This is a genomic window from Arthrobacter sp. H14, assembly GCF_000520495.1.
GTDB lineage: Bacteria > Actinomycetota > Actinomycetes > Actinomycetales > Micrococcaceae > Arthrobacter_C.
This window is the reverse complement of sequence record NZ_KI914648.1, coordinates 39,817-50,976: the sequence shown is the minus strand read 5'-3', so window position 1 is coordinate 50,976 and position 11,160 is coordinate 39,817. Positions and strand designations below refer to the sequence as shown.

The following is an 11,160-nucleotide window of genomic DNA, read 5'->3' as shown; positions in this document are numbered from 1 at the left end:
CCCGCCGGCGCCTGCAGCGCATATGAGGCAGCCATAGCCGCGGCGGGTGGAGTAGATCTGCAGCTCCTCGGCGTGGGCACCGACGGCCATATTGGGTTTAACGAACCTGGCTCATCCCTCGCCTCCCGGACGCGGATCAAGACCCTCACAGAGCAGACGCGCAAGGACAACGCACGGTTTTTCGATCATCCCGACGAGGTGCCGGGGCACGTCGTCACGCAGGGTCTGGGCACGATTATGGATGCCCGGCATGTGATCCTTATCGCTACGGGCGGGCAGAAGGCACAGGCGGTGCACGACTTCGTGGAAGGGCCGGTGGCGGCCATTTGCGCGGCATCGGTGCTGCAGTTGCATCCGCACGCCACAATCCTCGTCGATGAGGCCGCGGCGTCCGGCCTCAAACTTGCCGACTATTACCGTTACACCTATGAAAACAAGCCGGGATGGCAGGGGCTGTAGGCGGTAAGATGGAACGCATGAGTATGCCGTCAGATCCTTTTGAATCAGATCCGTCACGGGAATCGTCGCCCGGCGGTTCGACCGCCACCATCGAGCGCGAGGAACTGCGCGAAGAGGTCGAACCCGGCGACAGCGAGCGTTTTGCGCATTACGTCCGCAAGGAAAAGATCATGGAGTCCGCTTTCTCCGGAGATCCGGTGATCGCACTGTGCGGAAAGGTATGGACGCCGGGGCGCGATCCCGAAAAATTCCCCGTCTGCCCTGAATGCAAGGACATCTACGACGGGCTGCGTCCGAGCAAGGACAAGAACGGTGGCGGCAAAGGCGGAAAGGGCGGCAAAGGCGGCGACAAGTAGTCCTGCCGCAGTTCCCGTCCATCCCGTCCGCCCGCAACAGATTGCACCACTGAAGCCGTGAATACCTCTGAGCCGGGCGCGTTTGCGCCGGGCGGACCCATGTCCGCGGCGTACCGTCCGCTGACGATCGGGCTGCTCGCCATCATTACCTGCGCCGCCTTCGAGGCGATGGCCGTTGCGACCGCCATGCCCTTGGTGGCCAAGGATCTGGGCGGACTGACAAGTTATGGTCTGGCATTTTCGCTGTTCCTGACCGGTTCGCTGCTCGGCACGGTCATCGCCGGGTCGTGGACAGACATCAAGGGTCCGCGTCCGGCATTGATCGTGGGGCTTTCCCTGATGGTGGGAGGCTTGCTTGTCGCCGGCGCGGCCGGAGATTTCTCCATCCTGACTTTGGGCCGGGCCGTGTCCGGCCTCGGCGCCGGGCTGATGATCGTGGCTGTCTACGTCATCATTGGGCAGGTGTTTCCATCCGTGGCCCAGCCGACTGTCTTTGGCTGGCTTGCCGCGGCCTGGGTGCTGCCGGCGCTGATTGGGCCTTACCTGTCCGGCCTGCTGGCCCAGTATGTGAGCTGGCGGCTGGTGTTTGTTTCCGTCGCCCCCATTGTCGTGCTGGCAGTGGTGCTGGTGTGGCCGAAGGTGAAGCGGCTTGGGGCACCGGAGTTTCCGTCGATGAACCCGGCGCAGGGCCGCCGTCGTTCTGTTCTGGGAGTGTTCTTGGCGGTAGGAGTTTTCGCCGCGCAGTGGGCCGCTCACGGTTTCGCGGCTCCGGACGGTGTGGACGGTCCGGCCGCCTATCTGCTGGCCGCTCTGCTGCTGGCTGGCGTGGCCGCAGCGTCCCTGACTCTGCCTCGACTGCTGCCGAAAGGTTCACTGCGTTTTGCCCGCGGGTTGCCGAGTATCGTGCTCAACCGCGGCCTGATGACGCTGGCCTTTTTCGGCGCAGAAGCCTTTATCCCGCTGATGCTGGTCGACGTGCGCGGACTCGACGCGTCCACGGCCGGGCTGGCCCTGACCGGCGCGGCTATCGGCTGGTCCGCGGGTTCGTTCACCCAGGCGCGGTTCCGCTTTGAGCGGGCCTGGCTGCTGGTATCCGGCGGCGCGTTGCTGACGATGACCATGACGGCGCTGGCATTGCTGGCGTCCCCGGCCGTGCCGGTGTGGGTGCTGGTCGTCGTCTGGGCCGTCTCCGGTTACGGCATGGGGATGGGAATGTCGACGTCGTCGGTGCTGACGCTCAAGCTGTCGCCGTCGGCTGAACGCGGCCGGAATTCGTCATCGCTGCAGCTCTCTGACATGCTCGGAGGAGTGGTTGGAACTGCCGGGGCTGGTACTGTTTATGCCTTATTGTGGGACCGGAACATCGGAGAAAGCACGGGAGTATTTGTGGTCATCTGGGCGTCTTTGGCGGTGTTTTCAATGCTTGCAGCCGTAGCGGGATTGCGCGCCCGCAGGCACGAAACCAAAACCGAAGATTCCAAGGTGGGTGTCGCACTTCCGTGAATGAAACGCTGTTCAGCGCCGGCTCCGCCCTGCCCCCGGCGTATCCCGACCGTGCCGCCTGGGGCACCGCCCAGAAACTCCGCGCCTGGCAGGCCGAAGCGCTGGAGAGGTACTTCCAAAGCTCGCCTCGGGACTTTCTCGCCGTTGCGACGCCGGGCGCCGGAAAGACCACCTTCGCCCTGCGGGCCGCGGCCGAACTGATCGAACGCGGGATCATCAACCGGGTCACCGTCGTCACGCCAACGGACCATCTGAAAAGCCAGTGGGCCGACGCCGCCGCACGTATCGGCATCGCCATTGACCCGAATTTCAAGAACGCCGACGGACGACACGGAAGCGGCTTCATCGGCGTCGCCGTCACCTATGCGCAGGTAGCGAGCAAACCGCTGCTGCACCGGGCGAAGACCGAGGCGGCCAAGACACTGATCATCCTCGATGAGATCCACCACGGCGGCGACGCGCTGTCCTGGGGTGATGGCATCCGGGAGGCATTCGAGCCGGCCGTCCGCCGCCTGGCGCTGACCGGTACGCCGTTCCGCTCGGATACCGCCGCGATCCCGTTCGTCGAGTATGTCGAAGACGCTGAGGGTATCCGCCGGTCCAAGGCTGACTACACCTACGGCTACGGGGAAGCGCTGAAGGACCATGTGGTGCGGCCCGTGATCTTCATGGCCTACTCGGGCCAGATGCGGTGGCGCACCAGCGCCGGTGACGAGATCGCCGCCAACCTCGGCGCCGCTGCCACCAAGGACATCACCGCCCAAGCCTGGCGGACCGCGCTGAATCCGCATGGTGAATGGATCCCGTCGGTGCTCTCCGCCGCGGACCGGAGGTTGACCGAAATGCGGCGCAGCGTTCCTGACGCCGGCGCCATGGTGATTGCGACCGACCACGAGGACGCCCGCGCCTACGCGGGTCAATTGAAGCGGATTACCGGCGAATCACCGACAGTCATCCTCTCCGACGACGCCAAGGCCTCCGGCAAAATCGAGAAGTTCTCCGACGGCGAGAGCCGCTGGATGGTCGCCGTCCGGATGGTCTCGGAAGGGGTGGATGTGCCGCGCCTCGCCGTGGGGGTCTACGCGACGTCGACCGCCACCCCGCTGTTCTTCGCCCAGGCCGTCGGACGTTTCGTCCGCGCCCGTAAACGGGGCGAGACGGCGTCGGTGTTCCTGCCCTCGGTGCCGAACCTGATGGCCCTGGCCAACCAGCTCGAACTTGAGCGGGACCACGCCCTGGACCGGCCGCAGAACGATGAAGCGGACGCGTTCTCCGAAGAGGACGCCGAAATGCTGGAGGCCAACCGCGAGGAGAAGGCTTCCGACTCGCTGACCAAAACGCCTTTCGAGGCGCTGGAGTCGCAGGCGTCCTTTGACCGTGTGCTGTTCGACGGCGGCGAGTTCGGCGCCGGTGGCGATCCGGGCAGCGAGGACGAACTCGACTTCCTCGGAATTCCCGGCCTGCTTGACGCCGACCAGGTCGGCACACTGCTGCGCCAGCGGCAGGCCGAGCAGCAGACGCGGCGGAGCAAATCCGGCAGCGCACCGGCGCAGGAGCCGCAGGTAATCGACCACCGCCAACTTAAAGACCTGCGCAATGAGCTGGCTAAGAATGTTTCGGCGTGGTCGGCCCGTTCGGGCTCCCCGCACGGTGTCCTCCATAACGAGCTGCGCCGGCTCTGCGGTGGACCGGCCGTGGCGCAGGCCAATGAGGAGCAGCTGGCTCAGCGGCTGAAGAAGCTCCAGAACTGGTTCATCGGGCGGAAATAGGTGTGCGTGGCTGATGTTGTTTCTAGTTTCAGCGCGTGCATCCAATAAGTACGTCTATTTATGCTGGATCTGAGGGATTGTTACAAACGCTTTTTAGGACGTGTCCTACCGCATTGTGTAGCCGATTGAGCAGAAGTCCTGCTGAAACTGGATCTGCGCTGGAACCAGGAGCCGCGACTTGCGGCTCAATTTTAAGTTGTACGACACCTGACGCCGATGTGATGGGCTTCCGGAATCTCGCCCGAAACACCCGAGCTCCAGATTCGATTTGATCCCCGACGTTCAAGGGCCCAAGCTTCATAGACTGATCAACGTGTGGAGGGTCCCCTAAGCCAATTTCCATACCGCTGGTATTGGCAGTTGAGTAATTCAAACCGACTCGAATCGCACCCTGGTGCTTGTCGACATTGTTGAGCTTAGCCGGACTATTCAGATCGCGTCCGACTTCGCTCTGTTTGTATGGCTGGAATTGATGTATCCGCTCGAGGAAGTCGCCGGGTATCGTCGCGAGATTGTTGGCCGCTCTGCGCCACTGCTCATCGGTTTCGGCGATCGGGAAGTATATCCGTCTGGGATTACGTGGCTTGGCGCCATCGAGGTGACAAAGTTCCCAAGCGAACGCGTCCAATGCTGCTCGTAAGCATGCAAGACTATCGCCCGCGATGGCAGACCAATGCAACACGGGTATATCGGGTAGATGGGTTAGCACGTAATCGACGACTGTTCGATCTTCGTTCAGTTCAGCGTGGGCCACCGCTATATGCTCTAAGTTCCAAAGCTCAGTTTCAGCACCCAATTGCTCTGCGTGAGAGCGAGCTCTTCGGAGTTTCATCCAAGGCCACATGGTCAGGTCACTATTGAAGCTCAGGCTTGGGGAGGATTCAGACAATCCAGTTCTTCTCCGTCGAGGTTGTAAGCAATATCGGTCGGTTATTTCAGGTCGACGCCGGCCGCTTCCAGGTCTTCGAGCGCCTGTTCGGTGGTGTCGGGGGAGACCCCAGCGGTCAGGTCCACGAGTACGGAGGTGGCGTAGCCGGCCTGGACCGCGTCCAGGGCGGTGGCCTTGACGCAGTGGTCCGTGGCAATCCCGACAATCTGCACCTCGTCGACTTCGTTCTGCCTCAGCCAGTCGTCCAGGCTGAGCTTCTCGTCGTCGTCCGGCACAGGTTCCGCCGGGTCACGGTCGCCCGTCGGGACGACCTCCTCCGGGGCCAGCACGCCTTCAAAACCTGAGTAAGCGGCCTCGTACTGCCCCTTGATGAAGAAAGCGTCGACCTGCTCGGTGTCGAAGTCCGGATGAGTCTGTGCCCCGTCGGTTCCGGCCACGCAGTGCACCGGCCAGCTGTGGACGAAGTCCGGGGTGTCGGAAAAGTGCGATCCCGGATCGATATGCCAGTCCTGGGTGGCCACGATGAAGTCATAGTGGTCGAAGTTCTGTTCAATAAAGTCGCTGATGTTGGCGGCCGTTTCCGCTCCGCCGTCCGTGGCCAGCGATCCGCCCTCGCAGAAGTCGTTCTGGACGTCGACAATGATCAGTGCGCGTGTCATGACTACTCCTCGAATTCGGTGGGAATGACTGCCTCGCCACGTTGCAGCCGCAGCGCGGAGGCGGGAAGTTCGGACATGGATTCATTGTGCCGCCCGGCGGCGCGGACGACGGCCCTCGGACCGGTCCAGCCGTCCAGTACTTCGCCCCCGGCGACGAACTGATGCAGCAGCGGCCGGTCATCGCCGTCGTTTTCCGGAGGGCGGCCGATGCCCACGACCTCTCCGGTGGCGACGCCGTGTTCATTGCGGCGGCGCAGCGCGTATTTGCGTCCCCCGACAGAGGCCTTGCTCTTGCTGGCCTTCGCCACGTCAACAAACTCGCCGTCGTCGTCCTCCCGGCTGACCAGCTTGTAGACCAGGCTTGCGGTCGGTGCGCCGGACCCGGTGACCAGCGAGGTGCCGACGCCGTAGGAATCCACCGGCGCCGAGGCCAGAGCCGCGATGGCGAACTCGTCCAGGTCGGAGGTAACGGTGATCTTGGTGTTGTTGTTGCCCAACGAATCGAGCAGCGCCCGGACGTCACGGGCCTGTTCCAGCAGGTCGCCTGAGTCCAGCCGGACCGCGCCAAGCTTTGGCCCGGCCAGTTCGACGGCGGTGCGCACGGCGGGTTCGACGTCGTAGGTGTCCACCAGCAGCGTGGTGCCGACTCCGAGCGAGGCCAGCTGTGCCTCGAAGGCTTCCCGCTCGGAATCATGCAGCAAGGTGAAGGAATGCGCCGCCGTTCCGACCGTCGGCACGCCATACCGCAAACCCGCGGCGAGGTTGGACGTGCCGGCGAAGCCGCCAATCACCGCGGCGCGGGAGGCTGCGACGGCGGAGATCTCATGTGTGCGCCGGGAACCCATTTCCAGGCACGGCCGTCCAGCGGCGGCACCGATCATCCGCGACGCGGCCGAAGCGATGGCGCTGTCATGGTTGAGGACGGAGAGCACATACGTCTCGAGGATGCAGGCCTCCGCGAACGTCGCTTCAACAATCAGGATGGGGGAGCCGGCGAAGTAGGCCTCACCCTCTGCGTAGCCGTAGATATCGCCGGAGAACTTGAAGCCGGCCAGCCAGGAGATGGTCTCGTCATTGACCACGTTCGTCCGGGCGAGGAATTCCAGCTCCTCGTCCCGGAAGCGGAAGTTCGCCAGCCCTTCCAACAGCCGCCCGGTGCCACCCACAATCCCGTAGCGGCGCCCGTCCGGAAGCCTGCGCGCGAAGGTCTCGAACACCGACCGCCGGTACGCAGCCCCGGAATGCAGGGCGGCCTCCAGCATGGTCAGCTCATAGTGGTCGGTAAATAGTGACGTGTTGGGCGGCGTCCACCCTCGCGCGGTACTCACACCGAAAACTCTAATGCCGCAGCGGCCCGTTTAGTACCCGGACCTTCGGCGGTGTGGATGAGAGGTTGCGGAGACTTACAATGGAAGCCATGACTGTCAGCACCGCTTCCGCCCCCGATACTGACCAGGAAACCGACGTCGAGAAGCTGACCGCGACCGATATTCCGTGGGTGGTCATCGTCTGGAACGACCCGGTGAACCTGATGAGTTACGTCAGCTACGTCTTCCAAAGCTACTTCGGCTATTCCGAAACCAAGGCACACAAACTCATGCTCGAAGTCCATGAGCAGGGCAAATCCGTTGTGGCAACCGGGGCGAAGGAAAAGATGGAACAACACACCACAGCGCTGCATTCGTACGGGTTGTGGGCGACATTTCAGAAGGCGGATCAGGCATAGTGGCGAAGGCATTCAGGAACACCCGCAAGGGCATCACCGGTTTCCTCGAACCCGGTGAACGCGATCTGGTGCGGAAGCTCTTTAACGACATCATCACCATGCTTGAGCCCGACACGGCCAGCGACGAGGACCCGCTGGCGGCGATGGTGGGCCTCGACGATAAGGCTGAAACGCCGTCGGACCCTGCGCTGTTCAGGCTGCTGCCCAATGCTGTGAACAACGACGACGACGAGGCCCTGGAGTTCCGCCGTCTCACCGAACGCTCGCTGCGGGAAACGAAAATCGGTGCGCTCCGAGGCGCCGCCTTGGCCCTGGACAGCAGCCGGATCGTGCTCAACCCGGAGCAGGCGCAGATCTTCTCGCGGGCGCTCAACGACGTCCGCCTGGTGCTGGCGCAGCGGCTGCAGATCGAATCCGCCGAAGACGCCGAACGGATCCACGAGGTGCAGAACTCCTCGCAGGCCGAAGACGTCGAAAGCTACCTCGCACTGGTGTACAACTTCACCACTTGGCTGCAGGAATCTTTGATGCAGGCACTTCTGACCAATAACGCAGCTCCTTAACGGCTCGCGCCCAGCCAAGTGTGATTAAGCAGACTCGCTTTAAAGTTCACCCTGCGGGCACCGAGGAACTATTGTCGGTAAATCATGAGCTCAGCACCGGATGAGAATTCAACGAAGAATCTGACGTCGGCTCCCATCGGGATTTTCGACTCTGGAGTGGGTGGCCTGACGGTTGCCCGCGCCGTAATCGATCAGTTGCCGAACGAGTCGATTCTCTACGTCGGCGACACCGCCAATGGCCCCTACGGACCGCTGCCCATCGCCCAGGTCCGGGCTAACGCCCTCGGGGTGATGGATGAGCTCGTCGACTCGGGCGTGAAGCTGCTCGTCATCGCCTGTAACTCCGCCTCCGCCGCGGTGCTCCGGGACGCGCGGGAGCGTTACACCGCCCGCTACGGGATTCCCGTCGTCGAAGTCATCCAACCCGCCGTCCGCCGCGCCGTCGCCTCAACCCGCACCGGCAGGGTCGGCGTTATCGGCACTTCCGCCACCATCGGTTCCCGCGCCTACGACGACGCATTCGCCGCTGCCCCACAGTTGGGCATCACCTCCGCAGCCTGCCCCGATTTCGTGAAGTTCGTCGAAGCCGGGGTCACGGCAGGTCCCGACGTCGTGGCGAGGGCCGAGCAGTACCTGCGGCCGCTGCAGGAGGCAGAGGTCGACACCCTGATTCTTGGCTGCACGCACTATCCGTTGCTGACAGGCGTCATCTCCCTGGTGATGGGTGACACCGTCACGCTGGTTTCCAGCGCCGAGGAAACCGCCAAGGATGTCTACCGGGAACTGACCACGCATAACCTGCTCCGCGATGACCCCGCCGCACCGTCGCATACCTTCGTCGCCACCGGACGGGGAACCCAGTTCGAAGAGCTCGCCCGGCGCTTCCTGGGCCCCGAGGTGCTCAGCGTCCAGCATGTCGATCACGTTGCAGCGCAGTATCCGACCGGAAGCATCGCCCGGATCACGCCGGAAATGGTCTCCGCCGCGGCCTCGGGAAGCAAGGTCTCCAATTTTGTGCTGGCTGATGGATCAGACGCGGATGCGTCAGCCGGAAGGAGAGTCCTGTGAAACTGACCATTGTTGGCTGCACGGGTTCCTTCCCTGGCCCGGAGTCGCCGGCGTCCTGCTATCTGCTGACCGCTGACGACCCCGATGGCCGCACCTGGCGGATCCTGCTGGATCTGGGCAGCGGCGCGCTCGGCTATCTGCAGCGGCACATCGACCTCACGCAGATCGACGCCGTGCTGCTGACCCACCTGCACGCCGACCATTGCCTGGACATGTGCGGGCTGCACGTGGCGATGAAGTGGTGCCCGGAAGGCTGGCCCGGTGGCCGGCTCCCGGTGTACTGCCCTGAGTCGACCAACACCCGGATGGCGCTCGCCTACGGCCTTGATCCCGATCCCGGCATGACCGGCGAGTTCGATTTCACCGACTGGCAGGAAGAACAGCCGGTGCGGATCGGCCCGTTCACCGCGACCCCGTACGCGGCGAACCACCCGGTCGATGAGGCCTACGCCCTCCGGCTGGAAACAACAGAAGGAACCGGCGACGGCGGCACCCGGACCAGCGTGCTGACGTATTCCGGCGACACGGATTCCTGCCCGGGCCTGGTGAAGGCAGCGGTCGGCGCGGATGCCTTCCTGTGCGAGGCAGCCTTCCACGAGGGCCGGGACGAGGTCCGCGATGTACATCTGACCGGGAAGCGTGCCGGCGAGGCGGCTTCCGAGGCGGGTGCGGCGAAACTGCTGCTGACCCACCTTCCGGTCTGGAATGACCCGCAGCGCGCACTGGCCGAGGCCCGCGAAGTCTTCTCCGGTGAGCTGGACGTCGTCGCACCCGGCGCCAGCTATGTAATTTGAGGTCCGTCCGCGGCCGATAGGGTGGAGGTATGACTGATACCGCCCCGCGCGCCGATGGCCGCACTCCCGACCAGCTCCGCCCGATCAGCATCACCCGTGGCTGGTCCAAACAGGCGGAAGGCTCCGCACTGATCGAATTCGGCAACACCCGGGTGCTGTGCACGGCTTCGCTGACGGCCGGAGTCCCGCGTTGGCTCAAGGGAGAGGGCCGCGGCTGGGTGACGGCCGAATATGCGATGCTGCCCCGGGCGACCAACACCCGCTCCGACCGCGAATCCGTGAAGGGAAAAATCGGTGGCCGGACCCACGAAATCTCCCGCCTGATCGGCCGGTCGCTGCGTTCCATCATCGACACCAAGGCCCTCGGCGAAAACACCATCGTGCTGGACTGCGATGTCCTGCAGGCCGACGGCGGCACCCGCACCGCGGCGATCACCGGCGCCTATGTGGCGCTCGCCGAGGCCATCCGTTACGCGCAGGAAAAGAAGATCGTTCCCGCCAGCGCCAAACCACTGACCGACACCGTCGCCGCCGTCAGCGTCGGCATTATCGACGGCGTGCCGATGCTGGACTTGCCCTACGTCGAAGACGTGCGAGCCGAGACGGATATGAACGTCGTCGTCACCGGCTCGGGAAAATTCGTTGAGGTGCAGGGAACCGCCGAGGGTGCTCCTTTCGACCGCGACGAGCTCAACGCCCTGCTCGATCTGGCGCTGCTGGGAACCGCCGAACTGGCCGGAATCCAGGAAGCGACGCTGGCCGAAGGCCCCACTGGTGACTAATACCTCGCCTGACCAGCAAGCACCGGCGCCGCGGCTCGTCCTGGCGACCCGGAATCAGGGCAAACTGGGCGAGCTCCGCGAACTGCTGCGCGGTAAGGTGCCGGGGCTCGATGTCGATACCCAGGTGATCGACGCGGCGGCAGCGGATGCGCCCGACGTCGTCGAATCCGGCGTTACATTTGCTGAGAACGCCATTCTGAAGGCGCGGGCGGTGGCGAATGCCACCGGGCTGGCGGCCATCGCCGATTCGTTGAGGTGCAGGGAACCGCCGAGGGTGCTCCTTTCGACCGCGACGAGCTCAACGCCCTGCTCGATCTGGCGCTGCTGGGAACCGCCGAACTGGCCGGAATCCAGGAAGCGACGCTGGCCGAAGGCCCCACTGGTGACTAATACCTCGCCTGACCAGCAAGCACCGGCGCCGCGGCTCGTCCTGGCGACCCGGAATCAGGGCAAACTGGGCGAGCTCCGCGAACTGCTGCGCGGTAAGGTGCCGGGGCTCGATGTCGATACCCAGGTGATCGACGCGGCGGCAGCGGATGCGCCCGACGTCGTCGAATCCGGCGTTACATTTGCTGAGAACGCCATTCTGAAG

The 11,160-nt window shown here is 64.0% G+C and carries 12 protein-coding genes and 2 pseudogenes; 12 read left to right on the top strand and 2 right to left on the bottom strand.

Annotation, left to right across the window (positions count from 1 at the left end):
* The 4 genes from Y707_RS29730 to Y707_RS0109930 all read left to right on the top strand — a co-directional run.
* Nucleotides 1-459, top strand: a 459-nt coding sequence (locus tag Y707_RS29730; RefSeq protein ID WP_035781088.1) for a 6-phosphogluconolactonase, incomplete at its 5' end; no start/stop codon positions are given.
* 17 nt (nucleotides 460-476) lie between these two features.
* Nucleotides 477-815, top strand: coding sequence for a DUF3039 domain-containing protein (locus tag Y707_RS0109940; RefSeq protein WP_081744764.1), 339 nt, complete (start codon nucleotides 477-479; stop codon nucleotides 813-815).
* A gap of 57 nt (nucleotides 816-872) precedes the next feature.
* On the top strand, nucleotides 873-2,318 hold the full coding sequence (locus tag Y707_RS24925; RefSeq protein ID WP_155852876.1) for an MFS transporter: 1,446 nt from the start codon (nucleotides 873-875) through the stop codon (nucleotides 2,316-2,318).
* Nucleotides 2,315-4,087 carry a DEAD/DEAH box helicase gene (locus Y707_RS0109930; RefSeq protein ID WP_026534972.1) on the top strand — a complete coding sequence of 591 codons (1,773 nt, stop codon included), beginning with the start codon at nucleotides 2,315-2,317 and terminating at the stop codon, nucleotides 4,085-4,087. Before Y707_RS24925 ends, Y707_RS0109930 begins: the two co-directional genes overlap by 4 nt.
* 930 nt (nucleotides 4,088-5,017) lie before the next feature.
* Here the strand turns inward: Y707_RS0109930 and Y707_RS0109920 are convergent.
* Both Y707_RS0109920 and Y707_RS0109915 read right to left on the bottom strand, forming a co-directional pair.
* Nucleotides 5,018-5,635, bottom strand: a complete 618-nt coding sequence (locus Y707_RS0109920) for an isochorismatase family protein (protein WP_026534970.1) — start codon at nucleotides 5,633-5,635, stop codon at nucleotides 5,018-5,020.
* Between the two features lie 2 nt (nucleotides 5,636-5,637).
* Complete coding sequence (locus Y707_RS0109915; protein WP_026534969.1) at nucleotides 5,638-6,963, bottom strand: nicotinate phosphoribosyltransferase; 1,326 nt, start codon at nucleotides 6,961-6,963, stop codon at nucleotides 5,638-5,640.
* Nucleotides 6,964-7,052: 89 nt separating this feature from the next.
* On the opposite strand from Y707_RS0109915, the gene clpS reads away from it, so the two are divergent.
* The 8 genes and pseudogenes from clpS to Y707_RS30630 all read left to right on the top strand — a co-directional run.
* Nucleotides 7,053-7,361 (top strand): ATP-dependent Clp protease adapter ClpS, encoded by a 309-nt coding sequence (gene clpS, locus Y707_RS0109910; protein WP_026534968.1) that lies wholly within the window; start codon nucleotides 7,053-7,055, stop codon nucleotides 7,359-7,361.
* Nucleotides 7,361-7,924, top strand: a complete 564-nt coding sequence (locus tag Y707_RS0109905; RefSeq protein WP_026534967.1) for a DUF2017 domain-containing protein — start codon at nucleotides 7,361-7,363, stop codon at nucleotides 7,922-7,924. The genes clpS and Y707_RS0109905 overlap by 1 nt, the downstream gene beginning before the upstream one ends.
* A gap of 84 nt (nucleotides 7,925-8,008) precedes the next feature.
* Complete coding sequence (murI, locus tag Y707_RS0109900; RefSeq protein WP_035781085.1) at nucleotides 8,009-8,992, top strand: glutamate racemase; 984 nt, start codon at nucleotides 8,009-8,011, stop codon at nucleotides 8,990-8,992.
* Complete coding sequence (locus Y707_RS0109895) at nucleotides 8,989-9,786, top strand: MBL fold metallo-hydrolase (protein ID WP_026534965.1); 798 nt, start codon at nucleotides 8,989-8,991, stop codon at nucleotides 9,784-9,786. Before murI ends, Y707_RS0109895 begins: the two co-directional genes overlap by 4 nt.
* A gap of 29 nt (nucleotides 9,787-9,815) precedes the next feature.
* The gene (rph, locus tag Y707_RS0109890; protein ID WP_026534964.1) at nucleotides 9,816-10,568 is read left to right on the top strand and encodes a ribonuclease PH; all 753 of its coding nucleotides are present in this window, start codon (nucleotides 9,816-9,818) and stop codon (nucleotides 10,566-10,568) included.
* Nucleotides 10,453-10,755, top strand: a pseudogene (locus tag Y707_RS33240) (hypothetical protein); the annotation flags it as partial. The gene rph (Y707_RS0109890) and the pseudogene Y707_RS33240, both read left to right, overlap by 116 nt.
* Nucleotides 10,756-10,802: 47 nt before the next feature.
* A pseudogene (gene rph / locus Y707_RS33235) lies at nucleotides 10,803-10,958 on the top strand (ribonuclease PH); the annotation flags it as partial.
* Nucleotides 10,951-11,160: non-canonical purine NTP pyrophosphatase (locus Y707_RS30630; RefSeq protein ID WP_275451206.1), on the top strand; the 210-nt coding region annotated here is incomplete at its 3' end. The pseudogene rph (Y707_RS33235) and the gene Y707_RS30630, both read left to right, overlap by 8 nt.